Raw genomic sequence first — 26008 nt, forward strand, 5'->3', positions numbered from 1 at the left:
GATGATAGGCCTGCCCAAGGAAGGATCATCATTATGGCTTAAGGAGGCTGTTTGGATGAAGGGGAAAAGGATGATGGCGGTATCCGCCGCCATGCTGCTGGCCGGGATGCAGCTGGGTACAGGCTGGTGGAGCCCGGCGGCTGCGCGGGCAGAAAGCTCTCCGTCGTTTGCGGTGTACGTTCCGACGAACATGGATAAAATTCTCCGGGACGATCCGGTGCCGCAGCAGGCGGCGCCTGTACTTCAGATGGCGGCGGCGCGTAACGAATACGAAGGCGGACAGGTGATCGTTCACGCCGGGGATCAAGCGCTCAGCCGCCTTCAGGTCAGCATCAGCGAGCTGAAGCAGGAGGGGGGCAGCGCCAAGATCGGCAAGGATCAGATCGAGCTGTTCACAGAGCATTACATACAAGTCACGAAGCCGACGACCGGCGCGTATCCTGCCGGCTGGTATCCCGATGCGCTTGTCCCACTGAACGGGACGCTGCAGGTCGAAGCCGGACGTAATCAGGGAATTTACGTGAAGGTGCACGTGCCGAAAGGGCTCCCGGCCGGGAACTACACGGGGGAGATCACGCTGCACGAGACGGGAAACCCGGTGCGGATCCCGATCTCGTTTACGGTATGGGACTTCGAGCTGACCGATGAAAGCCATGTGGAAACAGCGTTTACCCTATGGGGGGACCAGGTTGCCGCCGCGCACGGAGGAGTCGAAGGGGAAGCTTATTGGAGCCTGCTGGATAAGTATTACTGGGCATCGGTCGAAGATAGGCTGACCCCAAGCTACCTCCCGGTGCCGACAGGTGATGTGGAGGAGTTCGTCCGGAGGGCCGAGCCATATATCAAGAATCCCAAAGTTTCCGCCTACCGGCTGCCGGTGTATACCAAAACCGACGGATCGCTGGATGTGCCGAAAATCAAAGCCTTGGTCGACCTGCTCCGCTCCAAGGGGCTGCTGGACAAAGCCTATTTTTACCCAAGCATGGTGGATGAACCGGGACCGGCGAGGTATCCTCAGGTCGTCAGCATCGCCGAGCAGCTGAGGGAGGCGGCACCGGACGTGCGCAGCTTTAACACGACGCAGCCGGTCGATGAGCTGACGGGCAGCGTTCATTCGTGGGTGGCGCTCGTCAATAAATACGATGAGAGCTTCGCGCATCAGCTCCAGGCAAGCGGGGATCATGTATGGTGGTATACGAGCGTCGTGCCTAAGGATCCGTTCCCGACCTACCATACCGACGATGATCTGCTGGGCAGCCGGCTGCTGTCCTGGGAGCAGAAGGATTATGGCGTGGAAGGGACGCTGTACTGGTCGACGACCATTTTTCAGAAATGGAACGGCCAGAAGTACGTCCCCCGGGACGTATGGACCGATCCGATCGCCTTCCCTGGAGCGAATGGCGACGGTTATTTGTTCTACCCCGGTTATGATCTGGGCATTGACGGACCGGTACCGACGCTGCGGCTGGAGAATCTCCGCGAAGGCGCGGAGGATTACGAATATTTGTGGCAGCTGGAGCAGCTTGTGAAGCAATCGGCTGCATCTTTGGGCCTGGGAGACGAATTCGCTGCGCATGACGTGCTTCAGCCGTTCTTCGACGAGCAGTACACGAATATGCGGGATTATCCGGAGGAGCCGGAACGTCTGCTGGAAGTACGCAAGGAGGTGGCGGGCCTCAATGCGCAGCTCGCAGAGGATCCCCAAGGCATCCCGCTGGTCACGGTCCGCAAGCCGGACGAATCGAGCCGGACGTTCTCTGTTTATACGGCCAAGGGAGCGCAGGTGCAGATTGACGGAGAGCCCCTGGAGGCATCCGATACCGGTGCAGGCTACGACAAATTTGAGCGGACTTTAACGCTTGATCCGGGGATGCACGAGGTAGAGATAGCGGTAACGAAGAATGGAGAGACGAGGACTTCCGTACGCAAACTGCAGGTAGCTGAGAGCAATCCGTACGCGACTCCGCTGAACGAGGCGGATTCGGAAGCCGATGTGTCCCGCTGGACCAAGACAGGCGTAACGCTTCACCTGACGGATGCCTTCTCGACCAGTGGCGGTCAAGGGCTGCAGGCCGATTTTGCCTCGGGCGTAAAGTTCCCGAACATCCGCCTGTTTGGCGCGGGAACCGGGTTTGCGTCCGCCGACTGGTCTTCCTATGGCGCGCTGCAGTTTGACGTCCGGAATCCGAATCCTGACCGGACCGCAGTCTTTTATGTGAAATTTCATCAGACGAACGGCAGCTCGGATGATACACACTTCGTCTCGGTGCCGGCGGGACAGACACGGACGATCACCGTGCCGCTGCGGGAAGTGCGGCTGGATTTGACGCAGATGAAAGGCATCGAGCTGTGGATGTTCCAGCTGGAGCAGCCGTTTAGGCTGTACTTTGACAGCTTCCGGCTCACCTCGAAAACACCAGGCGGTACGATGGTTCCTGGTTCGGAACAGGGAGCTGGATGATGCGGCTCGGCGTGATCGGCTACGGGTTTCGGATCAGCTTGATGATCCGCGAAATGGAGGCGTTCGTCCCTGGACTGCACGTTGCCGCCGTGACCGACGTCAATCCGGATCAGGTGAGGCATCGAATGGGACCGCTTGCTGCCGCCAAGTGGGACCCGCGGTTTTACGCGCAGGCTGACGACATGCTGGAGAGGGAACAGCTGGATGCGGTCCTGATCGGCACCCGCTGCAGCCTGCATGCGGAAATGGCCGTCAAGGCACTCGCCCAAGGCATTCCGCTTTTTCTTGAAAAGCCCGTGGCCACCCAAATGGCCGACTGGACCAGGCTCTACGAGGCTGCCCGCCAGTCCGCGTCGCCGGCCGTCGTCTCGTTCCCGCTCCGGATGTCGGGGATCGTTCAGCTAGTGAAGGAAATCGTCGATTCGGGCAAAATCGGCACGGTGGAGCATGTTCAGGCGGTGAACAACGTCCCCTACGGCGGGGTCTATTTCCACGACTGGTACCGTGACGAGCAGGAGACGGGCGGTTTGTTTCTGCAGAAGGCTACGCATGATTTTGACTATATTCACCATATCATTGGCGGGACTCCTGTCCGAATCGGGGCAATGACCTCTAAGAGGGTATTCCGGGGCGACAAGCCGGCCGGTCTGCGCTGCTCCGCGTGCAAGGAGGAGGACTGTGCCGAAAGAGTAACTGCCGATGATTCCGGCTCCGAGATTCAGGATTACTGCTGTTTCGCCCGGGATACGGGCAACGAGGATTCGGGAAGCGCCATACTCATGTACGACAGCGGTATGCACGTGAGCTATTCGCAGAACTTCTTCGCCCGCCGGGGTGCGGCAAGGCGCGGCGCCCGGCTGCTGGGCTACAAAGGAACGCTCGAGTTTGATTTTTACACGCAGACGGTTCGGGTCGATCTGCATCATACGCCGCAGGTCGAGACATACCAGCTTGAGGCAAATGGCCGCCATTTTGGCGGGGACGCCGCGCTGGCCGGCCACTTCGTCGAAAGGTTAGCAGGCCAGGCTGCGGCGGGCCCGGATCTCGAAGCCGGTCTGCGGAGCGCCCTGATCTGCCTGAAGGCGAGGGAGTCGGCTGCGACGAGCGCCTTTCTGGAGATCGAACCGTTCACCCTCGCGATGAACGGAGAACCGGCACCTTCATAACGCCAAAACGGATGGCCCGGGATTCCCCGGAACCATCCGTTTCTTTTTTAAATGAATCGTCGACTGACGTTCTTCTTATCCCGTAAACGATCATGAAACGATCTGTTACTGCGATTTGTATTGGCTGATGTAATCCTGCAGGTTGGCAATGTATTGGCCAATCACCGGCATATCAACAAACAAGCTGAGCAAGTATCCGAGCAGGCCAAGCACCACAAAGGTTCCGAGGGACAGGCCAAGCCCGCGGGACAAGCCTGCCGTAAAGTTGGTGATCAGCCGCTTCTTGGTGTTCGTATAGTTCTCGATCATATCTTGAAGCTCGGACCGCTCCAGGGAATCGGCAATCTGGTCAAGGCGGTTGTTCAGCCTCTTCACTTCGTGCCTTAGCTCAAAAGGATGTTCATCCACGTCATAAGGATTGGCTTTGCTCATCAGAATCCCTTCCTTCTTCAGCCGGTATTCCGGCCTTAATGATCACGGACCTGTGCACGAAAATAGCCAGCTGGTCAGCTGGCTATCGGGTGAATCGGCAGCTTAGTAAGAAGTCTTATTAAGCTCCCGGCGGATATCGCTAGATGCATCGGATGATTTGTCCATGACATCCTTCGAAGCGCTTTTGACATCGTCTGTAACGTCGCCGGATGCGCTCTTCATGTCATCCGCCACGTCGGCCGAAGCCTGCTTGACGCTTTCCATAATCGTATTTTTGCTTTCGTTGACGGATTTGGCGAGATCGGTCGTCTTGGACGATACCGTCTTGGCCAGATCCGTTGCCTTTTCCGTCACGACGGAGGCTACTTCCTTCGTCTTGTCGGTAACGACGCTCAGCTTGTCGGAGAGATCCCCGCGCAGCTCGCGTCCGGTCTTGGGCGCAAACAGCAGCGCCGCTGCCGCCCCCAGCAAACCTCCGATAAATACGCCCTTTAAGAAGTTGCTTCCGCTTTGAACCGGATATTCCGTCTCTGCTTTATTCATACCAATCACTCCTTATTTATTATTGGTGTATATCAATTTAGGTGGTACGCGAGAACAAGCGGCTGATCAAGCCAAGGATAAAGACGAAGATCGCCGTCCCGAGAATCGCCGGAATTACGGCGAAGTTACCGATGACAGGACCCCAGTCGCCGAACAGCCAAGCTCCAACCCATGCGCCAACAAAGCCAGCGATCATGGCGCCGATCACGCCTCCCGGCATGTTGTGTCCTGCGATGGCATCACCGATAATCCCGATAATGATGGCCATGACGATACTGATGATAATACCCCACATGACGATCGCCTCCTTTTTATAAGGTTTGATAAAATTCTCTAAATGCGGCATAACCTGCTGTGACATGGTGTCAACGCGTCGATCTTACTTCGTATATAAACGGTGAGAAATGGTGTGAAACAACAGATGTGAAAAAAGAAGATAATCAGCGAAATATGGGGAATGATTTCGAATACATGGGATATTATTAATGAATTGGCCATTTAAGTGGCTTTACAAATATCGTGGAGTGCATTTCTTTTTCAAACCGGATATGAGCCTGCAGACAATCAACTTTATTATGCTGTGAATAAGTTGTATCATAGGTAGGCAACAAGAAAAGGAGAGAGGCTGTATGGACGCTTTATTGGTGAAAGAGTATCGGGCCGGAATCGTGGAAAGTACCCATTATGGACATATATGTATCGTAAATGATCAAGGCGAAGTGTACGCGTCGGCGGGAGATCCCCATTTTGTCACCTTTACGCGTTCGGCGGCCAAGCCGCTGCAGGCCATTCCCGGGATCCGGGCGGGGATCGCGGATTATTACGGGCTGACTGAAGAGGAAATCGCCATTATGGCCGCTTCCCATTTGGCAGAACCCCGGCATATCGAAGTGCTGGAGAGCATTCAGCGGAAAATCGGGGTGGACGAGGAGCAGATGGTGTGTGCGCCGACATATCCTCTAAGTGAAGACAGCAAGGAGCACACCATTCGCGAACAAGGACACAAGCGGCGCCTGTACCACAATTGTTCCGGAAAGCATTTGGGGGTGCTGGGCTACAGCCGGATGCGGCATAACCCGGAGGAGACATATGCGGAACCGGATCATCCTGCGCAGCGGGAAATTCTGGATGTCATTGCGATGATGAGCGGCATGGAAGCGGAACGGATTGGACTCGGGACGGACGGCTGCGGCTTTCCGGTTTTTGCGCTGCCTTTGTCCGCCATGGCTAACGCTTATGTGAAGCTGGCCTGCCCGGACCTCATTACGGACGAACCGACGCGGACGGCCGTGAGAACGATCACAGCAGCCATGAACCATTATCCGGCCATGGTTGGCGGAACCCGCCGGGTGGACACATTCATTTTGCAGGACCCGAACATTGTCGCCAAAGGCGGCTTCAAAGGCGTGTACTGTTTCGGTCTGAAAAAGGAGCGGATCGGCATCGCCCTGAAAATACTGGACGGATCGGAAGAAGAATGGGGCTGGGTAGTCGAATCCATTCTCCAGCAGATCGGGTATGATAACCGCCGTCTTTTGGAGGGCCTGCGATCCGAATTTACCAAAGACATCTACAATGATGCCGGCCGGAAGGTGGGTCACGCCGAAACCGTATTTACGCTGGAGCGGTCCCGCTAGAGGCAGAGGTGCCTGTCTGGATTGATATATAGAAGTAAATGAATGCCCTTGGAGGAAATCCTTGGCCCCGGCTGCGCGCAGTGCGGGGCTTTTTTTGTGCCGATGCCGTCTTTGACGGCTAGAACGAGGGTGGGTTGATTAGCCCCTCGAAGTTGGGGGTAAGAATTACATATTCCAATAACATATGCAGTTCATGGAGGTGGATGGAAATGATTAAAGTAGTGACTTCAGCGGAGCGCCATACGTCGGAGCGGGGATGGATCCACAGCGAATTCAGCTTTTCGTTTGCCGATTATGATGATCCGAGCAATGCGCATTTTGGCTGCTTATTGGCCCATAACGACAATCAGCTAAGTCCGAAACAAGGCTTTAAGAAACATCCTCATCATGATTTGGAAATCGTCAGCTACGTCATCTCCGGCACGCTTGAACATAATGACGACATGGGAAATCAGGTTCAGCTGCCGGCGGGGACCGTTCAAGCCATGAGCGCAGGGTCCGGTGTTATGCACTCTGAGACCAATCCGTCGGAAGAAGAACCGGTCCGCTTTCTGCAAATGTGGTTCCTGCCGTCCACACCGGGCCACAGGCCCGCATGGAAAGCTCACCATTTTCCGAGGGAGGAGAGGATCAACAAGCTGGTTCCGCTTGTCAGCGGATCGGCGGAAGGATTGCCGAAGTCCCCGGATGCGCTTCAGATTCATGCCGACGTGTCCATCTGTTTTCCGATCCTGGAGACCGGGCAGGAATTGTTGTTCCCGCAAAAAGAGGATCGCAGGACGTTTCTGTTCCTGATTTCGGGTCACCTGGAAATCGGCTGCGACGACGGGACATTCCATCTGGAGCCCGGAGACTCGGCCAGGGTAAAAAAATCATGCGATCTTCATATTAAAGGAACGAGCAGCGAAGGAGAGTCTGAATTTGTACTGGTGGATATACCTTAATTGCTGTCCCTTGACGGAAAAGCCCCCGGATGTTCCGGGAATCGACTGATTACAGCGGTTCCGGACATCAGGGGGCTTTCGAAATGTAAAGGGGAACCTTACGCTTTACGCAGACGTCCCAGCTCGGAGACCAGCGCTTCCACCTCGGAAATACTCAGATTGTCCTTGGACATCACCAGGTCGTAGACGTCCTGGATGTCCTCGTACCGGTCGACGGAGAACGCCGATGCATTCATGGCTGCGCCGCTGGCCATTCTCAGCTTCGTTTTAATGCCTTCAATCATATACTCTATATTTTCAGGTGTCTTTTGGGATAAATCCATGTCAAGCGCCCATCCTTTCCTGTGCCTAAGCTTGTGTTCTATTGTAGCATGTCTTCACGTCCGTTACTCTGTTTTTTTGTCCCATCCAGAAGCTCCCGTTTTCCAACCGGATCATTTTGCAGTAAAATCATTCTATCGAATGAAGAATGGACGAAGCAGGGAGGAGGCCAGGCATGTCATTTCAAGATCCCCACCACATCCGCGGCACCAAGCACAGCAAGCAGATGAACGCGCAGGGGTTGACCGCGTTTTTCAGGCAGATTCATGAACGCCATCCGCTGGATAAAATCACTTTTGTGTGTATCGGTACCGACCGGTCCACGGGGGATGCCCTCGGCCCGCTGACGGGAAGCGAACTGGTCCTGTACGGCGTCCCGAATGTCATCGGCACGCTGTCCTCTCCTTGCGACGCGCACAATTTGGAATCGGCCATCGCAGAGATACCGGCGGACCATACCGTTGTAGCGGTGGACGCCTGTCTGGGACATCCAGGTTCGGTCGGAAGCTACTTGCTGTCGGACGAGCCGCTGCTCCCCGCCAGATCGGTGGGCCGTATGCTGCCGGCCGTCGGCCATTACAGCGTGGCGGCCGTCGTCAATGTCAACGGGCCGCGGCCGTATTCGACGCTGCAGATGACCTCGCTGTACCAGGTCATGTCGATGGCCGGCCAGATCGCGTCTGCCGCGGCGGAAGGATTCGGACTCAGCGGGGCGGAGGCAGAGGCCCGTTTCAAGTTATGGCCTTTGGCTTAATAATATACATAATTAATATATGCTTCATTTTTGCAAATCTATTACGATCATACCGGCGAAATTCAAGCTGATATAGAAAGAAGGATGTCATCATGGAAAAATTGATTTGTGACGGTCATACCCTTTGTTACACCGATCATGGCCAAGGTGAGCCGATTGTGCTGCTCCACGGCTTCTGCGGAAGCTCCGAATACTGGGATCTTTTGGTTCCGCTGCTGTCGGGCAGCCACCGGTGCATCGCGGTCGATCTGCGCGGCCATGGGCACTCGGACGCCCCGCTCGGCGCCTACTCGCTGGAGCAGATGGCGGATGACGTCCTGAAGCTGCTGGACGAGCTCGACCTGCCGAAGGTGACGCTGCTCGGCCACTCGATGGGCGGGTATGTGACGCTATCCTTCGCACAGCGTTACGCATCGCGGCTGAACGGATTCGGCCTCATCCATTCGACGGGCTATCCGGATACCGAGGAAGGCAAGGAGAAGCGCCTGAAGGCAGTCAGCACGATCCAATCGGAGGGCGTTACCGCATTTATCGACGGGCTGATCCCCGGGCTGTTTGCACCCGATGCAGACCAGACTCATCCCGAGCTCATCCAACGGGCCAAGGAAATCGGTTATTTGACACCGCCGCAGGGAGCGGCGGGGGCCGCCCTCGCCATGCGGGAGCGCCCGGACCGGCGGGACGTCATGTCAGCGACGGTGCTGCCGCTGCTGCTGGTTGCCGGAGAATATGACAGCATCGCGCCGCCGGAGAAGGTGTTCACGGTGGATAAGCCGAACGTGACCCAAGCCGTGATCCAAGGGGCGGGCCACATGAGTATGATGGAAGCCCCGAAGGAACTGGCGCGGGTAATCCTTCAATATATGCAGCAGACGAAGAACGCATAATCCGTATGACTCAACCGGAAGCCGGACCCAGGCTTCCGGCTTTTTCTTTTCCCCGGGTCTACCCTATGCCGGCTCCGGTCTGGCTCTTCCCTTTTTCTGATGAGTCCTGCAAGAACTGGCTTTGACCTCCCGAATGCCTTACAATCAAAGGGAAGCTGACAAGCTGATCTGAAGGAAGGACGGAGGACGATCCATGTTCCGCAAAGATTACCTCGTACAGATGGTTGAAGATATGGTCGAAATGGTTGGTAAAGTGTTCGGATTGAAACAGCAGAAGAAATATGCCGAAGCCCTATGGGAAATCGACGATCTGCTCAGCAAGAACTTCCGTCTCAATACCCGTCTGTTAAATTCCTTATCCGTAGAAGATATTATTGATATGTTTCGCCTGGGCGGCGGCGTGGAGGCTGACAAGCTGCAGACCGTAGCCCGGCTCCTGCAGGAGGAAGGCGGCGTGTACAAAGACATGGGGGAGGCGGATGAGGCGCTCAGACGTTTCATGAAATCGCTCCACCTCTATATATACGCCGACCTGAACGGTGCCCAACGCTCCATGCTGCAGCTGCAGGACCGCGTGGCGGAGCTGAAGGACGAAGTGAAGGGATACCGTCTTCCGGTCAAGACCGAGAAGATTCTGCTGTCCTACGAGGAGAAGGAAGGCCGGTTCGACGAAGCCGAGAACGTGCTCTTCCGGCTGCTCGATCAGCGGGAAATCACGGAAGAAGAAGGTGTTTCCTTCTATGAAAGGCTGCTTGAACGGGACGACGAAGCCCTGAATCAAGGAGGGCTCCCGCGCAGCGAAGTGCTGGAAGGCATGGAGACGCTGCGGCGCAGGATCAATGCCTGAAGCGAGCCTTATCTTAAGTTGAAAGCGAGATGTACTCTCTTGGAAGCATTACGCAAATTGATTCACGACATCATCGGGGAGTCGACTTTGATTACTGCGACGTTAAGCCAGCTTCGCAAACGTGAGGGAATTTCTTTCACCAAAGTCCAGATCAAACCCGTGGAATTAAAGAAAAAAGTGCATTACCAGCTGGCTTATGTTCATCCCAACAAAGTGGTGCATCAGAATCTGACGGCCGCAGAGGCCGAGCAGACGATCATAGAGCTGTTCGAGCAGACCTTCCGGCAGGCGCTGATCTGCACGCCCGAGGCGGATTACCAGATTCTGATCAGCAAAAAATATAAAGTATCGATCCTGACCAAGTCTCCGACCAAAACGACGGCGGATCTGGCGCATAACCGCAAGAAGCAGTACGTGCTGGAAGAAGGGGAACCCGTACCCTTCCTGGTCGAGCTCGGCATCATGAACGAGCAGGGCAAGGTGCTTGCCCGCAAATACGATAAGTTCAAACAGATCAACCGCTTCTTGGAAATGGTCGAGGACATCCTTCCCTCTCTTCCTGACAGCCGCCCGATCACCATCGTGGATTTTGGCTGCGGCAAATCGTACCTGACCTTCGCCCTCTATCACTATTTGGCGGTCCAGGAGCGAAGGGTGCTGAATGTTGTCGGATTGGATCTGAAGGCGGATGTCATCGAACACTGCAGTATGCTGGCGGAAAAGCTCGAATATCAAAATTTGCGGTTTCTGGTCGGTGACATTGCGGATTATGACGAATTGGAGCAGGTCGATATGGTCGTCACGCTGCATGCCTGCGACACGGCGACCGATGCCGCGCTCGAGAAGGCGGTCCGCTGGAACGCCCAGGTGATCTTGTCGGTTCCGTGCTGCCAGCATGAGTTGTTCTCCCAGGTGAAGAACGACGCCCTGTCACCGCTCCTGTCGCACGGCATCCTGAAAGAACGCTTCTCGGCGCTCGCGACCGATGCCATTCGGGCCAAACTGCTGGACTTGATGGGATATAAGACGCAGCTTCTGGAATTCATCGATCTGGAGCATACGCCCAAGAACATTTTGATCCGTGCGGTCAAGGGCAGCAGCGGCAGCCGGGATCAATTGTGGCAGGAGTATACCGCGTTCCGCGATTTGCTCAGCGCTTCTCCTTATCTGGAGAAGGCATGTGCCGATTTGCTGCCCGAAGGCTCACTCCGGCAGGAGCAGGAAGAGAATGGCACCCGCCAATCGTAAACAAAAATGCAGTTCAAATAGGCAGACGATATGAAGCGCAGCTTCCATGATCGCAGTGCACAGGACGAAGGCTCGGCTTTTGGGCTCCCCGTTTCGGCAAGTTAGCTTGGGGAAATACTGGCTAACAGAACGAGTGAACGGGAGCGTGAAATGTAGAGCATGAAAGAGTGTGCACGGTGGATGATGGGGGCTGCGCTGTTTGCCGTGATGGCGGCTGCGGTCTGGCGTTCCGGCTTGTATTTTTCGGCGGATCTATACCCGGTATGGCTCGGCTTTGGCTTTTTCTGCGCCGGGGCGGGCGGATGGGGGTTGTACCAGCTCTGCAGGGGTCAGGCAGCCGAACGGCCGATGCTAGCCGGGGTGGCTGAAGCGTCACCGCTTGCGGGTTGGGTGCTGTGCAGCCCGTTTCTGATGATGCTTCTCTATGCCGTTCACGGGGCGATCGGTTCCGTGTCCGTGCTCGGGGACGGGAATCAGGCGCTGCGCTGGGCACTGTATGGGTCGTTCGTGGTGTTGGCCTGGTTGCAGGGTTCGGACAAAAGGGGAAGGCTTGTGCTTGCGGCGGTGTGGCACATGACCGGAGGTCTTCTTGCTATGACGGCACTGCTTTCGGTGTACGGATGGTTCCCGCTGCCTTATGCGATCGCCTATACGGCGGATCCCGAAGTCAGCGCCACCGGCGCGCGGCTGGCAGGCATGCTGCAGTATCCCAACACGTTCGGCGCCGTGATGGCGTTGTTTCTGCTCGAGCGGCTGTTCGCGCTCGGCCCGCTGCTACAGCGGAAGACGGCCGCACTGCCCGGCCGCGTGCTCCTCGGCAGCCTGCCGCTGCTGCCGTACGCCGCCGCGCTCCTCCTCAGCGAGTCGCGCGGCGCCTGGCTGGCGGCCGGCGCGGCATGCGCCGCCGGCCTGCTGATGGAGCGGCGGCGCATGGCCGCGCCGCTCGTGCTCGCCGCCGCGCCACTGGCTGGCGCGGCGCTGCTGTACCGCCAGCTGGCCGCGGCCAAGCTGGCGGCGGAGCCGTGGCCCGGCCTGCTCACGCTGGCCGGGCTGTGGGCCGGCAGCATGCTGGCCGGCCGATGGCTCCTGCGCCTGCGCGGCGAAGCCGCAGGCGCGGGGCGCCGCCGCCTGGGCACGGCGGCAGGCGGCGCGCTGCTGGCCGCCGGTGCCGTCGTCGTCTTCGGCACCGTGCGGGAGCGCATCGTGCACAAGTTCGGCACGATGTCCGCCCGCCAGGCGATGGTTCAAGACGCCTGGGCGCTGGTGAAGGAGGCCCCCTGGCTGGGCCAAGGGGGCGATACGTGGCGCTTGTCCTACCGCGCAGTTCAATCGTCTCCCTATGTCGGGAGCCAAATGCACAGCGGGTACGTGGATGTGCTGCTGAATACAGGGCTCATCGGACTCGTCCTGCTGACCGCCATGCTGGCCGCCGCCGGACTGCTGATCTTCAGGAAGTGCCGCCGCCTGCTGCCTTCCTACATCGCGTTCCTCCTGCACGGCGCAGTCGATATCGATTGGAGCTACGGGATGGTGTGGCTGCTGTTTTTCCTGCTTGCTGCTCAGGCTGCGGCGGAGCCTTCCCCCGTGGGGAAGAAGACCGGCGGCGTTCTAGCTTCACCGCCGGAGCGCATCCGCAGGCACGTCCCCGCGCTGCTGTCCCTCTGGATTGTCATCGCTGTAGGGAGCTCCTGCCTGGCGTACCGCGGCTATATGGGCCACGCCGAGCATATGCAGGCGCTGAGAAGCCGCGACAACCAGGCGGCAGCGGCTCGCCTTGCCTCATCGCTGCGGTGGAATCCGGCGAACTATTCGGCCGCCCTGGATTTGGCCGGGCTTGTCCCGCCGCCTGCAGCCGAGGCTATCCTCCGCCGCAGCCTCGCCTATGCGCCGCATCATCCCGGACTGCTGTGGGCTCTGGCCGACAATGCCGGCCGGCGGGGCGATGCGGGAGAGGCTATTTATTGGACTAGCGCCGCGCTCCGCCAGGATAAATACAATGCAGGGGAGCGGACGCGCAGCTTGGAGTGCCTGCTGCAGCTCGCGCGGGCCGAGTATACCGCCGGGCATGAAACGGAGGCCCGACGCATCGCCCGCTTTGGCTTCGGGCTGTACCATGATTATGCCCGCGCTGCGGAGGACACCGGGCTCCGGGTCATACGGAATGACCGGGAGTTCGCCCTAACGTTCGAGGCCAGGGAATGGGGCAGGCAGCTTGCGGCTTTGTCTGGTGTGAGGGCTCGATGGACGGTGGAATGACAGTATGCGGGAGCAGGATGCAGACGGTTCGGCCGCTTCCTGGTTTGTGGTCACTGCTTTGCCTTCTCCTAGCGTGCGTAGGTGTTATTCCTTGCGGCGCTGAAATGGGGGACAGCCGTAATGAAGCCCGGCTGCCCCGATGGTGCGCGTTGCCCGATGGCTGTTAGGTGGGTGGACCAAACGTTACCCGCCGTAAGCGTCACGGAACGCGCTGCTGAGCCTGCCCGGATCCAGCTGCCACAGTTCGGCGAGCTCCGGACAGACTTCTTTGTCCCACCAGTCGCACTGCACCTTGCGGTTGCTCCGGTTTTCATGAATCCATATGAGGTTGCCTACTACTTTGCGGTAGTACATCGATTCTCCCTGTTTGACCAGATCAGCCGGAATATGCACCTTCATTCGCTTGATCGCCCGGTAGAGCTCGTTGCTGCATTTCCTGCGGATGCCGCGTGCCGTTGGCAGAGCGGCCTTTTTGTTTTGCGGGATCTGGGGCATCTGACTCACTCCTTTACCCACACCATATGCTGCTTTTTCAAGTGAAGACACCGGCGGGAGCAGATTGGGCACCAAGTAGAAGTCATGTCCATCCCTGTGCTAGAATAGCTTTGAAGTAGAAGAGTACATTGGGGAAGTGGGGGCCAGCGTGCATTTAATATCGGATATCATTAATCAGTTATTTGACTGGATTCAAAGTCTGGGCTATTTCGGAATTATGCTAGGTCTGATGATCGAGGTTATTCCCAGCGAGATCGTGCTGGCGTACGGAGGGTTTCTGGTGTCGTCGGGCCATATCAACTATATCGGCGCGGTTGTTTTTGGAACGGTCGGCGGCGTGATCGCGCAGCTGTTCATCTATTGGATCGGCCGCTATGGAGGACGCCCGGTGCTGGAGAAGTACGGGAAATACATTTTCATTCATAAAAAACATATCGATTACGCGGAGGAATGGTTCAACAAATACGGGACAGGCGTCATTTTCACGGCTCGGTTCATCCCGGTGGCAAGGCATGCCATTTCCATCCCTGCAGGGATCTCCCGGATGAATCTCGGACGGTTTACGCTGCTGACCACCCTGGCTGTCATTCCTTGGTCCGCATTGTTTGTATATCTTGGTTACCTGCTCGGAGACCAGTGGAAAAATATCGATGAGAAGGCGGCTCCATACATAACGCCGATTCTGCTCATTGCGCTGGCGCTGCTGATCGTGTATTTTCTGATTAAATGGATCAATAACAGAAGGAAGAGAGGCGTTCACTAATGGCTAAAAATGTGGCAGATTATTTGAATCGCGGGATTTCTCCCGAACAGTTCGTGAGCGGCATGCAGAAAAACCAGGAGGCTTTCAAGAACGGTTACGAGCAGTTTGCGTGGAGCGATGAAGGCGACAGGGAGTTTTTTGAAAGCCTGAAGTTTCGCGACGACCTCCGCGTGCTGATCCTGGCTGCCGATTGGTGCGGTGACGTTGTTCGCAACGTTCCGGTCGTGTTCCGGGCGCTGGAAGCGGCGGAAATTCCGGTCGAGGTGTTTATTCTGGAAGAGAATTATGATTTGATGGACCAGTATTTGACGATGGGCGGCCGGAGTGTGCCTGTAGTCATTTTTGCGGATACGGGCGGATACGTCTTGGGCACCTGGGGGCCGCGTCCGGCTCACGTTCAAAAGTTCATGGTCGAATTCAAACAGAACAATCCGGACCGGGAAGCTGCCGACTATCAGGACAACCTGGCGATTACCCGCAAACAGATCGTCGAAGCTTATGGGGAAGGAACGGGCTTTCACGCCTCGATCATCAAAGAGCTGCGTGAACTGATTTCCGGATTTTAATCTGAGGCCATGCTGAACATCCGATCCTTTAGCCTCGGGCCGCTGGAAACCAATTGTTATGTCCTGACCGGCGACGATCCCGGCCGCGCCGTCATCATTGATCCCGGCATGAATCCCGCGCCGCTGATCCGGCACATTGAGGGTCTCGAGATCGAAGCCATTCTGCTGACCCATGCCCATTTCGACCATATGGGCGGCGTCGATGAAGTACGCAAGCTGACCAAGGCGCCGGTATATCTTCATGACCTGGAAAGCGAATGGCTGGTGAACCCGAAGATGAACGGTTCGCAGAACTGGCCGCAGGTAACTCCGCCACTGTCGACCGATCCCGCGGAATACAGCCTGGATGAGGGCCAGCAACTGCAGCTGATCGGCCGCACGTTTACCGTCTACCATACGCCTGGACATTCGCCCGGAAGCGTCAGCTTCCTCTGCGGAAACGACCTCTTTTCCGGCGACGTCCTGTTCAAGCTTGGCGTTGGACGAACCGATTTGTACGGAGGAAGAGAAAGGGACCTGCTTGACTCCATCCAAAATACGCTGTTCACGTTCCCGGACGACGTGAAGGTGTATCCCGGCCATGGCCCTAAAACCTCGATTGGTTATGAGCGGGCGAACAATCCCTATGTCCGTTAAGGATGGATTCGATAGGGAATCAGCATTTCCGACAATTTCTGAGCAAATTTGTCTGGACAACCGGTTACAAGATTGATACAATGTGATTAATTTGATGAACCTTGTTACTTTCGCGAAGCACGCAAGCTGTGGCCCGATCCCGGTTTGCGTTCTTTTATTTTTGGGAGATTTCATGTTCATCTTACTTTATTTTTCTCCATATATATTTTTTCTTCAGCTTTACATGTCTATGTTTTTCTAGTAGACTATACAGACAAATGAAAGACATACATCTAGGAGGTAGACGATGCTGCAATTAGGGGAGAAAATTGTAATCGTCGCGGACGCCTTTGAGCAGAACCTTCCTATTGGGGAATACGGTTATCTGATTGCCTATGACCGGAACCCGGATAATGCTTTTGATTACGTAATTCGGGTACCGAAGATTAATCGTAACTTTTTCGTGCCATCGAGTGATGTTGAGCCAGAAGAGTTGCTCATACAGCATGAAGTTGAGATGACCACGCGGGAAGCGCTGATCGATTACGCCCTTGCGACATATAACGAGAAGCTGTTTCATCAGATTATGAACGGCGAGCTTGAGCAGGATGAGAAGGAAGAAGAGACTGCGCCTGAAGTGCTCTCCCAGGCGGAATTTATCAAACAGGTAAATCTCCGCGCCTGGATTTAGAGGAGTCGGCTTATTAGCCGGCTCTTTTTTGCGTTTTAAGATATATAGCTAAGCTGAAGGCTGCCCCCATCATCCATTTCAGCTTCTAACTTCGGAGATACGACATCCTTATCCCGCAAGAAAACTTCCGGTTCATGCAGTCTGTCAAATTAGAATGTACGTCGATAGACGTTGAATTGAAAGGTATATCGGCCGGGGCTTCGGCCAAGGAATGATATAAGGCTATGGCCGGCAAGATATCGGTGCGTTTCATTTTGACCGGGTGCATTGAATCTTCCCCGGTTCTACAATATAATTAGAAACGTTATCCTGAGGCTTTAATCCTTTAAACACCAGCAGTCTGCAAGGGCATATCCATGCGTTTTTGCGGCTATGGAGCCGCGAATTCCGGGCTGCTTCAGGACAAGCTGCTTCGCTGAATCGGATCCGGATGGAATGCCGCAGGGATGCTTAGATAAGAAGGAACAAGGAGGAACCGCTGATGAGTATTACCAATCAAGACGTTCAGCATGTGGCCAAGTTGGCCCGGCTCAATTTCACACCCGAAGAAGAGCAGATGCTGACCGAGCAGCTGAACGCTATTTTACAATATGCCGAGAAATTGAATGAACTCGATACCGACGGTGTGGAGCCGACGACGCATGTGCTGCATCTCAGCAATGTGATGCGCGAGGATGAAGCGAAAGACAGTCTGCCGATCGAGAAAGTTATGGCCAACGCGCCTGAAGAGGAAGACGGACAATTTAAAGTGCCGGCTGTCTTGGATTAGCGGCTAATCATTGAAGGGAGGAGCATTCATTTGAGCCTGTTTAACCATACATTGCAAGAATTACATAACAAGCTGCATGCCAAGGAGCTGTCCGTGCAGGAGCTTGTTGACCAGTCATTTCAGGTCATCGCTGAGCGGGACGAACGCATCGGGGCTTTTTTGACGTTGAATGAGGAGGAGGCGCGGAACACCGCCCGCCGTCTCGACGACAAACTGGCGTCCGGTCAGCCGCGCGGCCTGCTCTTCGGCCTGCCTGCCGGAATTAAGGACAATATCGTGACGGAAGGCTTGCGCACGACTTGTGGCAGCCAGTTTCTGGCGAATTTCAACCCGGTCTATGACGCAACCGTGACGCGCAAGCTGCGTGAGGCGGATGCCGTTACGCTGGGCAAGCTGAATATGGATGAGTTCGCCATGGGCGGCTCGAACGAAAATTCCAGCTTCCGGCCGGTCCGCAATCCGTGGGACCTGGACCGCGTACCTGGCGGCTCCAGCGGCGGCTCGGCCGCGGCGGTGGCCGCTGGCGAAGCTTATTTTACGCTCGGATCGGACACCGGAGGATCGATCCGCCAGCCTGCGTCCTACTGCGGCGTAGTCGGATTGAAGCCGACTTACGGCCTTGTTTCCCGCTTCGGGCTTGTGGCTTTCGCGTCCTCGTTGGACCAGATCGGCCCGCTGACCAAGAACGTGGAGGACTCCGCTTACGTCCTCCAGGCCATCGCCGGCCATGACCATATGGATTCGACATCAGCAAATGTCGATATTCCGGACTATCTGAGTGCATTGACCGGAGATGTCCGCGGCCTGCGCATCGCGGTGCCGAAGGAGTATATGGGCGAAGGGGTCGACCCGGCCGTGAAAGAGAAAATTCTGGCCGCCTTGAAGGTGCTGGAAGATCTCGGGGCCGTGTGGGAGGAAGTGTCCCTGCCGCATACCGAATACGCGGTGGCAACGTATTATCTTCTCGCCTCGTCGGAGGCGTCTTCCAACCTCGCGCGTTTCGACGGCGTCCGCTACGGCACCCGTGCCGACCATGCGGGCAGTCTGATCGATTTGTACCACGAATCGAGAAGCAAAGGCTTCGGTCCCGAAGTCAAGCGCCGGATTATGCTCGGCACCTACGCGCTGAGCTCGGGTTACTATGACGCCTATTACTTGAAGGCTCAAAAAGCCCGTACGCTTATTAAGCAGGACTTCGACAACGTCTTTGAGAACTACGACATTATTATCGGGCCAACCGCACCGACGACGGCGTTCAAGCTGGGGTCCCAGGTGGATGATCCGCTGACGATGTATTTGAACGATATTTTGACCATTCCGGTCAGCCTCGCCGGCGTCCCCGCGATCAGCGTTCCTTGCGGACTGGCGGACGGGCTGCCGGTCGGCCTGCAGATCATCGGCAAAGCCTTTGACGAATCGACGGTGCTGCGCGTCGCCCACGCGTACGAGCAGAACACCGAACATCATAAGCTGCAGCCGAAGCTGTAATCTCAGGCGGGACCAGGAGGGAGCAAGAACAATATGTCATCAACCAAATACGAAACTGTCATTGGACTTGAAGTCCATGTCGAACTGCACACCAAGTCGAAAATTTTCTGCGGCTGCTCCACCGAATTCGGCGCGCCGCCCAACACGCATACGTGCCCGATTTGCCTCGGACATCCCGGCGTACTGCCTGTTCTGAACCGTCAGGCTGTCGACTACGCGATGAAAGCAGCCATGGCGCTGAACTGTACGATCGCCGATGTAAGCAAATTCGACCGTAAAAACTACTTCTATCCCGATTCGCCCAAGGCTTATCAGATTTCCCAGTACGACCAGCCGATCGGCGAGAACGGATGGATCGACATCGAAGTCGACGGCCAGACCAAACGGATCGGCATTACCCGCCTGCACCTGGAAGAAGATGCAGGCAAGCTGACGCACGTCGACGGAGGATTTGCGTCACTGGTCGACTTTAACCGCGTCGGAACGCCGCTTGTCGAAATCGTGTCCGAACCTGACATTTCGTCGCCGGAAGAGGCGAAAGCCTACTTGGAGAAGCTCCGCGCGATCATGCAGTACTGCGAAGTGTCCGACGTGAAGATGGAGGAAGGCTCCATGCGCTGCGACGCGAATATCAGTATCCGTCCGGTGGGGCAAAAGGAATTCGGCACCCGCGCCGAGCTGAAGAATATGAACTCCTTCCGCGGCGTTCAGCGGGGCCTGGAGTACGAGGAGTACCGCCAGGCGGAAATTTTGGACGACGGCGGCAAAGTTGTGCAGGAGACACGCCGCTGGGACGAGGCCGCCGGCAAGACGCTGTCGATGCGCAGCAAGGAAGAAGCGCATGACTACCGCTATTTCCCGGATCCCGACCTCGTCAGACTTCATATCGATGAAGCTTGGAAGGAGCGCATCCGCGCAACGATTCCCGAGCTTCCGGATGCCCGGCAAGCGCGCTATACTTCCGAATACGGTCTCCCGAGCTATGATGCGGGCGTCATTACATCTTCGAAGCCGCTGGCGGACTTTTTTGAGGACAGCCTGAACTATACAAAGGATGCCAAAGCGGTTTCCAACTGGATTATGGGCGACCTCCTCGGATACTTGAACAGTACCGGCCTGGAGCTGCCGGCCCTCAAAATTACCGGCCGCGGTCTCGGTGAAATGATCGGGTTGATCGAGAAGGGCACGATCAGCAGCAAAATCGCCAAAACGGTATTCAAGGAAATGCTCGAATCCGGCAAGCTGCCACAGCAGATCGTCGAGGAAAAAGGACTTGTGCAGATCAGCGACGAAGGCGCGATCAAAACGATCGTCGAGCAGGTTGTCGCGGCAAATCCGCAATCCGTCGAGGACTTCAAGGCGGGCAAGCAGAAAGCGATCGGCTTCCTGGTCGGCCAGGTCATGAAGGAGAGCAAGGGCAAAGCCAACCCTGCGCTTGTCAACAAGCTGCTGGCCGAAATATTGAGCCAATAAAAGCTTGAGCTTCCCTTGGGGCTTGTCCGTGTGACAAGCCCCTTTGATTTAGCATTCATTTTCATTTTCGCGCATGCGCTCAAGGTGGTTTCGAATATGATAAACAGACTGTTTCTAGATGACGAGGACATGGTCGATCAGATCTGGCGTCTACAGCATATGGCTTACCGGCTGGAGGCGGAGCGGATCGGGTTCCGCGATATTCCGCCGCTGATGGATACCCATGAAACGATACGGAAGTGTAAAGAGGATTTTTACGGATGCTTAAATGAGGACGGAGAACTTATCGGAGCGGTAGCAACGGAGCGGGAAGCGCCGGATACGATTACGATCAGCCGGATGATGGTTCATCCCGATCATTTCCGCAAGGGGATTGCGGGCAGCCTGATTCAGCACGTGCTGGATCTTCATCCGGATGTTCCCTTATTCATCGTGTCCACGGGAACCAAAAACACGCCGGCCGTGGCGTTGTACACCAAGTATGGCTTTGTTCCTTTTGACCGGTATGAGGTAGCCCCGGGCGTGGAACTGACGACCTTTCACAGAGCGTCCGATTCGTCACAATAAATACCTCAGCAGAATGGGAGAGGTTGACCCTTGCAGGATCCATGGTATATCGATAATGTGCATATTTTGCTGCGTTTGCTGCTGTCTATGCTGCTCGGGGGATTGGTCGGTCTGGAGCGGGAGCGGTCCAACCACGCGGCTGGACTCCGAACTCATATTTTAGTGTGCATGGGATCGGCGTTAATTATTATGCTGTCTATTTACGGCTTCTCCGAATTCGTTCACGAGGTGAACATCCGGATCGACCCTGCCCGTTTGGCATCGGCCGTCATTACCGGGATCGGATTCCTGGGAGCCGGAACGATTCTGTTTACCGGTAAATCCATTACCGGTTTAACGACGGCGGCGTCCGTATGGGTCGTCGCTGCGGTCGGCTTGTCTGTCGGCGCCGGGTTTTATTTCGCGTCCGTCGCTGCCACGCTGCTTATATTACTGACGCTCGTGGTATTTAATAAGCTGGAGCAGCGTTATATCAAAGGGAGCAAGCTCCACCTGTTCACGTTCCACGCCGTTTCGGTTCCGGGGCTGCTTGAATCGATCTCGGAATTGGTGCAGGCGGAAGGCATCGCCGTGAAAAAATTGATTATCAATGAACGGAGTGCGGCCGCGCCCTTTGAGCTGGAGCCTCCCTCCACCACGCTTGAGATCTCGATGCACGTCCTGATCAAGCATTCCTTTGATCCGCTGCATCTGGCTTCGCAAATCCGGAAGCTGGAAGGAATTACACTGGTGTCCCTAGACTAACGAAAACGCCGAAAGCTCCCGGGTGACCGGGGGTTTTTGCTTTGACAGGCCGGATAATCCAGATATTGACCTGTTAATTAGGGGACAGAATAGGGTACTATCAGAAAAAAGGACTCGGCCAAACCATTTAAAGAAAGGAGCTGCAAGCATGCATTCTGCCGGACGTCACTCAACAAATTCAGCGGACGAACCGCAGAAAGGTAAACGGCGGTTACGCATTCATTCCAAGGCGGAGCGGGGAGTCCGCAAGCGCCGACTGTATTCCCGCAAGCGCAAATTTACCGCAGGGCTTCTTGCAGCGATTTGTCCGGGACTCGGCCATATTTATCTGGGATTGTACCGTAAAGGGGTTTCTCTTATATTCGCGCTAATGCTGGATGCGTCGGCGCTGCTCTATTTTTCTTCCATCGGCATCCAGATCAACGTACCATTGCTTATTTTGCTCGCGCTTCTATTTCCTGTCGCTTATTTTTATAGCGTTTATGATGTGCTTCAAGCTGCGGATTATGTGATTTATCACCGGAGAAGGTCTGGGCTTGAGCTGCCGGATGAAGAGGAGACGGAACGGGCGCATCCCTTTGCCTTGGAACGCAGCATCGCTTTCGGCGTATATCTGGTTGCCGGCGGGCTGCTGATGATCGCCTTTTATCAGAAGCCCAAATGGCTTGGCATGTTTATTGAACAGTACGGACAAACCGCAGTTGCGGTCGTTTTGATCGTCCTTGGTTTGTTTTTCGGGCTTCGGGAGACGCTCCTGTTTTTAAACCAACGACGCGGAAGATGAACCGCTGCGCCATAGCCTGATTTATGGCCGTGCTGCAGCGTGGAAAGAGGTGATCGACAACGTGAACCGAAAACCCAAATTGCGGGTGGGGCGTTTTACTGCCGTGCTGCTGCTGGTTGTGACCGGTGCACTGCTGTTGACGGATGCCGTTCAAGGGACCGAATACATGCTGCTCCTGCTAAAATGGTGGCCGCTGCTGGCCGTCCTGTGGGGTGCCGAATATATTGTGCTGTACTGGTTTATGCGGAAATCGCGAGCACCCGGCTGGGGGCGTTTCCGGCTGGATATCCGCGGAGTGCTGGTGGCCGTACTGCTGTCGGCTTCCGTCTTTGTCGTCACCGAACAAGACCACTACCTGCACTTGTGGAATAAGGTCAGTTTGAATTTGACGGCGGCTGGTGTGGACTACAGCGAGGCTAAGGGTAAGCGATTTGATAAGGACCCGATTTCAATTCCTGTCGCCTTCGAGACCCAAGCGGTGAATGTCGACAATATTAACGGTGATATTTTGCTGCAGCGGGGTCCTGTGGACGACATTCGGGTGGATACCGAGATGTGGGTGGATCAGATTACGGGGCCGGAAGCGGATGTGATCGGGCAGGAATCCAAGGTTGACGTCAGCGACGGAAGCACCGTTACGATCCAAACCAAAGGCAAGGCTTACGGGCAATCCGGCAAAAGACAGCCGCGGATGAACCTGACCATTACGCTGCCGGAAGACCGCCGCTTTAATTTTTCCATCCGGACGATGAACGGCGGTATTACCTTGAATAATGTAGAGGCCATTGAGCGAATTACGCTGGAAAGTGCAAATGGCGAACTTAAGCTGAACCATATTCTTGGGCAGGTTAAAGGAAAAACGCTGAACGGGGCTGTTCAGGCCGCGAACGTTACCGGCTCGGTCGATCTCACGACCAACCGGGGAAATATGGAGGCAATCGATGTTTCCGATTCTGTTGCGCTGACATCCCAGGTCGGGAATCTGTCAGTCATTCGGGCCCAGGGGAAAATCAATGTAAGCACCAAGAACGGCAACATTTATGTGGATGATATCAAATCGGATTTGACGGCAGAGTCGCTCAACGGCGATATTACCGCAAGATCGAACTCCGTCGGCGGAAACTGGGACATCTATAGCGCTGTCGGGGAGCTTATCCTTGATCTGCCTGGGGATGGCAACTACGCCATTGACGGAACGATCAGCTATGGCGATATTCATAATATGTTCCCCGAGTTTGTCGTGGACAAGAAGAGCATTACCGGCGAGATCGGCACTGGTGACTATACGATCCATGTCGAAGGCAACAGCGAACTGAATGTGAATAAATATTAGAAAAGGATGAACATGGAAGCTTTAACGGCTTCTGTGGGGCGGGGTCCGTTGACAAAGCTCAAAAGATAAACGTACAATAAAGTTATTAACGACTATGTTAAAACATTAAAGGCGGTGGGAATCATGTCTACGCGAGTCCAACATGCACTAGAACAACTGAAGGCAACAGGTGTTCGGATTACGCCCCAACGTCATGCGATTTTGGCCTATTTGATGGAGTCCATGAACCATCCGACGGCGGATGAGATATACCGCGCACTCGAGCCCAAGTTTCCGAGCATGAGCGTCGCGACCGTATATAACAATTTGAAGATGTTTATGGAAGCGGGAATGGTCCATGAGCTGACCTATGGAGATAATTCGAGCCGCTTTGATGCCAACGTGTCGGATCACTTCCACGTGATCTGCGAGAAATGCGGCAAAATTGAAGATTTCATATATCCTTCTCTGAAGGATGTAGAGCATACAGCGGAACAGAGCACTGGATTCAAGGTCAAGGACTTGAGGATGGAGCTTTATGGGATATGCAGTTCTTGCAAAGAACAATGATTTTTGAAACGTGCGGACTCCTGAAAAGGATTCTTCACGTTTTTGTTTTTCAGGCAGAACTTTCCGATCATCCGGAACATACCGGAAGGCGTGAATTGAATAAAATGACGGAGGATTAGCGAGTGAGCAGAAGAAGACGCAGACGCCGCCCCTCAGCGGGGAGGCGCTTTACGATATTCCTGGGCTTGTGCCTGATCATAGCCGGGGCCTATCTGACGGTGACCGAAATTCTACCGAACCCTTTGCATGAAAAACCGGATTGGCGCGGCATGGACAAGCCTATTTTCGTGGAAGGGAAGCTTCAGGAAGAACCAGCCGAAGGAGCCGGTGAACAGCTGATGCTTCCGCTGCCGGTACTGCAGAAGGTGGTGGATCCGACGATTCGATATGAATCAGGGACCCAGTCCATCATTTTGACGACGCCAGTGCGGGTCATGCGGCTGCAGACAGGACAGAAAAAGGCGCAGCTGAACAACAAGCCGGTTGAGCTCCGGTTTGCTCCGGAGGAAAAGGACGGCGTGCCGTACATGCCGATTCAGCCGCTTAAGGAACTGTACGGGGTTAACATCCATGAGGATGCCGCTACGGGTGCCGTCATTTTGATGAAAGCCGGGGATACCATACAGATGGGGACGGCCAAAGGCCAGCCTGACGATAAGGTGAAGCTCCGAAAGGAGGATTCCATCCATTCGCCGATTCTGGCTGACATGAAGGGTGGTACCCCTCTGCGGATTTGGGATTCGGAGGGATCCTGGTATTTCGCCCAGATGGATAACGGCTACAGTGGGTATGTCCGCAAGGATGAAGTCTCACTTGGGGACACAAAGACGATCGAAATTCCGCCTATCCCGCCAACCCGGGCGGAGCGCAGCTGGAAAGGCAAACCCGTCAACCTGGCGTGGGAAGCAGTCTACCAGAACAAACCCGATCCGGCCGTATTGGACGGACTGGACGGTATCAACGTCGTCAGCCCGACCTGGTTCAGCATTATCGACGGCAAGGGCAACGTGCGCAGCAATGCGGATATGGCCTATGTGAATAAAGCCCATGCCCGTAAGATGGAGGTATGGGGGCTGATCAATAATAGCTTCGATGCCGACATAACTACGAGCGCGATGGCCACCTACGAAACGCGGCTGAATACGATGAGCCAGCTGCTGGAGCTGGCGCAGATGTATCATTTGGACGGGATCAACATCGATTTTGAAAATGTAAAAACGAAGGACGGCCCCAATATTACGCAGTTTGTGCGTGAATTGAAGCCGCTGGCGCAGGATCGAGGACTGATCTTGTCGGTTGATGTGACGCCGAAATCGAGCAGCGAGCTGTGGTCCAAATTTCTGGACCGCAGTGCACTGAGCGAAGCCGCGGATTTTATTATGCTGATGGCTTACGATGAGCATTGGGCATCAAGTCCCGAAGCCGGCTCAGTTTCTTCCCTGCCATGGGCGGAAGCGGCTGCGAGAAAGATCCTGGATGAGGACGACGTGCCGCCGCAGAAGCTGATACTGGCCGTGCCGCTGTATACGCGGATCTGGTCGGAAGCGAGCAAGAACGGAAAGGTCGAAGTGTCCTCCAAAGCGGTCGGCATGAAGACCGTCAAAGATATTTTGGCCGAAAAGAAGCTGAAGCCGAAATACCTGGAAGACGTGAAGCAGCATTATGTGGAGTATAA

Annotated in this window: 27 protein-coding genes (1 of these 27 only partly in view); 22 read left to right on the top strand and 5 right to left on the bottom strand. The window is 55.5% G+C overall.

Features of this window, described 5'->3' with window-relative positions; translation table 11 throughout:
- The first annotated feature begins 55 nt into the window (after positions 1 to 55).
- A complete protein-coding gene (locus GCU45_RS20285) occupies positions 56 to 2461 on the top strand; it encodes a DUF4091 domain-containing protein (protein WP_244364174.1) in 2406 nt (801 codons plus the stop codon).
- Positions 2458 to 3627 (top strand): Gfo/Idh/MocA family protein, encoded by a 1170-nt coding sequence (locus tag GCU45_RS20290; RefSeq protein WP_244364176.1) that lies wholly within the window; start codon positions 2458 to 2460, stop codon positions 3625 to 3627. The genes GCU45_RS20285 and GCU45_RS20290 overlap by 4 nt, the downstream gene beginning before the upstream one ends.
- Before the next feature lie 105 nt (positions 3628 to 3732).
- Here the strand turns inward: GCU45_RS20290 and GCU45_RS20295 are convergent, their stop codons facing one another.
- The 3 genes from GCU45_RS20295 to GCU45_RS20305 all read right to left on the bottom strand — a co-directional run bounded on the left by GCU45_RS20295 (position 3733) and on the right by GCU45_RS20305 (position 4897).
- On the bottom strand, positions 3733 to 4059 hold the full coding sequence (locus GCU45_RS20295; RefSeq protein WP_105445284.1) for a DUF5665 domain-containing protein: 327 nt from the start codon (positions 4057 to 4059) through the stop codon (positions 3733 to 3735).
- Positions 4060 to 4161: 102 nt separating this feature from the next.
- Positions 4162 to 4602 (bottom strand): YtxH domain-containing protein, encoded by a 441-nt coding sequence (locus GCU45_RS20300; protein WP_152400138.1) that lies wholly within the window; start codon positions 4600 to 4602, stop codon positions 4162 to 4164.
- Between the two features lie 37 nt (positions 4603 to 4639).
- A complete protein-coding gene (locus GCU45_RS20305) occupies positions 4640 to 4897 on the bottom strand; it encodes a GlsB/YeaQ/YmgE family stress response membrane protein (protein WP_076176073.1) in 258 nt (85 codons plus the stop codon).
- Between the two features lie 334 nt (positions 4898 to 5231).
- Here GCU45_RS20305 and GCU45_RS20310 point away from each other — a divergent pair, with 334 nt between their 5' ends.
- On the top strand, positions 5232 to 6239 hold the full coding sequence (locus tag GCU45_RS20310; RefSeq protein WP_152400140.1) for an asparaginase: 1008 nt from the start codon (positions 5232 to 5234) through the stop codon (positions 6237 to 6239).
- 209 nt (positions 6240 to 6448) lie between these two features.
- The gene (locus GCU45_RS20315) at positions 6449 to 7183 is read left to right on the top strand and encodes a pirin family protein (RefSeq protein WP_145949839.1); all 735 of its coding nucleotides are present in this window, start codon (positions 6449 to 6451) and stop codon (positions 7181 to 7183) included.
- A gap of 98 nt (positions 7184 to 7281) precedes the next feature.
- Here the strand turns inward: GCU45_RS20315 and GCU45_RS20320 are convergent, their stop codons facing one another.
- Entirely contained in the window at positions 7282 to 7506 is a 225-nt protein-coding gene (locus GCU45_RS20320) for a DUF1128 domain-containing protein (protein ID WP_076176065.1), read from the bottom strand.
- A 173-nt stretch (positions 7507 to 7679) separates the two neighbouring features.
- On the opposite strand from GCU45_RS20320, the gene yyaC reads away from it, so the two are divergent.
- The 5 genes from yyaC to GCU45_RS20345 all read left to right on the top strand — a co-directional run bounded on the left by yyaC (position 7680) and on the right by GCU45_RS20345 (position 13496).
- Positions 7680 to 8258 (top strand): spore protease YyaC, encoded by a 579-nt coding sequence (gene yyaC, locus GCU45_RS20325; RefSeq protein WP_152400142.1) that lies wholly within the window; start codon positions 7680 to 7682, stop codon positions 8256 to 8258.
- A gap of 92 nt (positions 8259 to 8350) precedes the next feature.
- Positions 8351 to 9145: an alpha/beta fold hydrolase gene (locus tag GCU45_RS20330; RefSeq protein WP_152400144.1), complete on the top strand. Its 795-nt coding sequence runs from the start codon at positions 8351 to 8353 to the stop codon at positions 9143 to 9145.
- A gap of 193 nt (positions 9146 to 9338) precedes the next feature.
- Complete coding sequence (locus tag GCU45_RS20335) at positions 9339 to 9992, top strand: DUF6483 family protein (protein ID WP_145142396.1); 654 nt, start codon at positions 9339 to 9341, stop codon at positions 9990 to 9992.
- Positions 9993 to 10031: 39 nt separating this feature from the next.
- Complete coding sequence (locus GCU45_RS20340) at positions 10032 to 11240, top strand: class I SAM-dependent methyltransferase (protein ID WP_152400146.1); 1209 nt, start codon at positions 10032 to 10034, stop codon at positions 11238 to 11240.
- Positions 11241 to 12170: 930 nt separating this feature from the next.
- Positions 12171 to 13496: an O-antigen ligase family protein gene (locus tag GCU45_RS20345; RefSeq protein WP_341874563.1), complete on the top strand. Its 1326-nt coding sequence runs from the start codon at positions 12171 to 12173 to the stop codon at positions 13494 to 13496.
- A gap of 183 nt (positions 13497 to 13679) precedes the next feature.
- Here GCU45_RS20345 and GCU45_RS20350 read toward each other — a convergent pair whose 3' ends face one another.
- Complete coding sequence (locus GCU45_RS20350) at positions 13680 to 13991, bottom strand: dehydrogenase (RefSeq protein ID WP_152400150.1); 312 nt, start codon at positions 13989 to 13991, stop codon at positions 13680 to 13682.
- 148 nt (positions 13992 to 14139) lie between these two features.
- Between GCU45_RS20350 and GCU45_RS20355 the strand changes: the two genes are divergently transcribed.
- The 13 genes from GCU45_RS20355 to GCU45_RS20415 form a co-directional block, all read left to right on the top strand.
- Positions 14140 to 14754, top strand: coding sequence for an undecaprenyl phosphate transporter UptA (locus GCU45_RS20355; protein WP_105445348.1), 615 nt, complete (start codon positions 14140 to 14142; stop codon positions 14752 to 14754).
- On the top strand, positions 14754 to 15320 hold the full coding sequence (locus tag GCU45_RS20360; RefSeq protein ID WP_152400153.1) for a thioredoxin family protein: 567 nt from the start codon (positions 14754 to 14756) through the stop codon (positions 15318 to 15320). Before GCU45_RS20355 ends, GCU45_RS20360 begins: the two co-directional genes overlap by 1 nt.
- 9 nt (positions 15321 to 15329) lie before the next feature.
- Entirely contained in the window at positions 15330 to 15956 is a 627-nt protein-coding gene (locus GCU45_RS20365; protein ID WP_152400155.1) for an MBL fold metallo-hydrolase, read from the top strand.
- Positions 15957 to 16242: 286 nt separating this feature from the next.
- Positions 16243 to 16626 carry an ATPase gene (locus GCU45_RS20370; RefSeq protein ID WP_076176040.1) on the top strand — a complete coding sequence of 128 codons (384 nt, stop codon included), beginning with the start codon at positions 16243 to 16245 and terminating at the stop codon, positions 16624 to 16626.
- 481 nt (positions 16627 to 17107) lie between these two features.
- Positions 17108 to 17395, top strand: coding sequence for an Asp-tRNA(Asn)/Glu-tRNA(Gln) amidotransferase subunit GatC (gatC, locus tag GCU45_RS20375; protein WP_076176038.1), 288 nt, complete (start codon positions 17108 to 17110; stop codon positions 17393 to 17395).
- A gap of 30 nt (positions 17396 to 17425) precedes the next feature.
- The gene (gatA, locus tag GCU45_RS20380) at positions 17426 to 18883 is read left to right on the top strand and encodes an Asp-tRNA(Asn)/Glu-tRNA(Gln) amidotransferase subunit GatA (RefSeq protein WP_152400157.1); all 1458 of its coding nucleotides are present in this window, start codon (positions 17426 to 17428) and stop codon (positions 18881 to 18883) included.
- Between the two features lie 33 nt (positions 18884 to 18916).
- Entirely contained in the window at positions 18917 to 20356 is a 1440-nt protein-coding gene (gene gatB / locus GCU45_RS20385) for an Asp-tRNA(Asn)/Glu-tRNA(Gln) amidotransferase subunit GatB (RefSeq protein WP_152400159.1), read from the top strand.
- A gap of 96 nt (positions 20357 to 20452) precedes the next feature.
- Positions 20453 to 20923, top strand: coding sequence for a GNAT family N-acetyltransferase (locus GCU45_RS20390; protein ID WP_152400160.1), 471 nt, complete (start codon positions 20453 to 20455; stop codon positions 20921 to 20923).
- Positions 20924 to 20953: 30 nt separating this feature from the next.
- A complete protein-coding gene (locus GCU45_RS20395) occupies positions 20954 to 21667 on the top strand; it encodes an MgtC/SapB family protein (protein ID WP_152400162.1) in 714 nt (237 codons plus the stop codon).
- Between the two features lie 148 nt (positions 21668 to 21815).
- On the top strand, positions 21816 to 22451 hold the full coding sequence (locus GCU45_RS20400; RefSeq protein WP_152400164.1) for a hypothetical protein: 636 nt from the start codon (positions 21816 to 21818) through the stop codon (positions 22449 to 22451).
- A gap of 61 nt (positions 22452 to 22512) precedes the next feature.
- A complete protein-coding gene (locus GCU45_RS20405; protein WP_152400166.1) occupies positions 22513 to 23784 on the top strand; it encodes a DUF4097 family beta strand repeat-containing protein in 1272 nt (423 codons plus the stop codon).
- Positions 23785 to 23907: 123 nt separating this feature from the next.
- Entirely contained in the window at positions 23908 to 24333 is a 426-nt protein-coding gene (gene perR / locus GCU45_RS20410; protein ID WP_116234434.1) for a peroxide-responsive transcriptional repressor PerR, read from the top strand.
- Positions 24334 to 24455: 122 nt separating this feature from the next.
- A protein-coding gene (locus GCU45_RS20415) for a glycosyl hydrolase family 18 protein (RefSeq protein WP_244364178.1) crosses the window boundary here: on the top strand, positions 24456 to 26008 show its 5' portion. It continues 160 nt past the right edge of the window; only the first 1553 of its 1713 coding nucleotides appear in the window; its start codon is at positions 24456 to 24458; its stop codon lies off the right edge, out of view.

The organism is Paenibacillus cellulositrophicus (assembly GCF_009363095.1).
Taxonomy (GTDB): Bacteria; Bacillota; Bacilli; order Paenibacillales; family Paenibacillaceae; genus Paenibacillus_AQ; species Paenibacillus_AQ favisporus.

Bases quoted from the DNA above. Each gene is read 5' to 3' on its own strand.
- GCU45_RS20345 (WP_341874563.1), top strand. From the start codon at position 12,171: ATGGCCGCGCCGCTCGTGCTCGCCGCCGCGCCACTGGCTGGCGCGGCG.
- gatC (WP_076176038.1), top strand. From the start codon at position 17,108: ATGAGTATTACCAATCAAGACGTTCAGCATGTGGCCAAGTTGGCCCGG.
- GCU45_RS20400 (WP_152400164.1), top strand. From the start codon at position 21,816: ATGCATTCTGCCGGACGTCACTCAACAAATTCAGCGGACGAACCGCAG.
- GCU45_RS20290 (WP_244364176.1), top strand. From the start codon at position 2,458: ATGATGCGGCTCGGCGTGATCGGCTACGGGTTTCGGATCAGCTTGATG.
- GCU45_RS20320 (WP_076176065.1), bottom strand. From the start codon at position 7,506: ATGGATTTATCCCAAAAGACACCTGAAAATATAGAGTATATGATTGAA.
- GCU45_RS20360 (WP_152400153.1), top strand. From the start codon at position 14,754: ATGGCTAAAAATGTGGCAGATTATTTGAATCGCGGGATTTCTCCCGAA.
- GCU45_RS20305 (WP_076176073.1), bottom strand. From the start codon at position 4,897: ATGTGGGGTATTATCATCAGTATCGTCATGGCCATCATTATCGGGATT.
- yyaC (WP_152400142.1), top strand. From the start codon at position 7,680: ATGTCATTTCAAGATCCCCACCACATCCGCGGCACCAAGCACAGCAAG.
- GCU45_RS20350 (WP_152400150.1), bottom strand. From the start codon at position 13,991: ATGCCCCAGATCCCGCAAAACAAAAAGGCCGCTCTGCCAACGGCACGC.
- perR (WP_116234434.1), top strand. From the start codon at position 23,908: ATGTCTACGCGAGTCCAACATGCACTAGAACAACTGAAGGCAACAGGT.
- GCU45_RS20300 (WP_152400138.1), bottom strand. From the start codon at position 4,602: ATGAATAAAGCAGAGACGGAATATCCGGTTCAAAGCGGAAGCAACTTC.
- GCU45_RS20335 (WP_145142396.1), top strand. From the start codon at position 9,339: ATGTTCCGCAAAGATTACCTCGTACAGATGGTTGAAGATATGGTCGAA.
- GCU45_RS20330 (WP_152400144.1), top strand. From the start codon at position 8,351: ATGGAAAAATTGATTTGTGACGGTCATACCCTTTGTTACACCGATCAT.
- GCU45_RS20310 (WP_152400140.1), top strand. From the start codon at position 5,232: ATGGACGCTTTATTGGTGAAAGAGTATCGGGCCGGAATCGTGGAAAGT.
- GCU45_RS20390 (WP_152400160.1), top strand. From the start codon at position 20,453: ATGATAAACAGACTGTTTCTAGATGACGAGGACATGGTCGATCAGATC.
- GCU45_RS20365 (WP_152400155.1), top strand. From the start codon at position 15,330: ATGCTGAACATCCGATCCTTTAGCCTCGGGCCGCTGGAAACCAATTGT.
- gatB (WP_152400159.1), top strand. From the start codon at position 18,917: ATGTCATCAACCAAATACGAAACTGTCATTGGACTTGAAGTCCATGTC.
- GCU45_RS20315 (WP_145949839.1), top strand. From the start codon at position 6,449: ATGATTAAAGTAGTGACTTCAGCGGAGCGCCATACGTCGGAGCGGGGA.
- GCU45_RS20295 (WP_105445284.1), bottom strand. From the start codon at position 4,059: ATGAGCAAAGCCAATCCTTATGACGTGGATGAACATCCTTTTGAGCTA.
- GCU45_RS20370 (WP_076176040.1), top strand. From the start codon at position 16,243: ATGCTGCAATTAGGGGAGAAAATTGTAATCGTCGCGGACGCCTTTGAG.
- GCU45_RS20285 (WP_244364174.1), top strand. From the start codon at position 56: ATGAAGGGGAAAAGGATGATGGCGGTATCCGCCGCCATGCTGCTGGCC.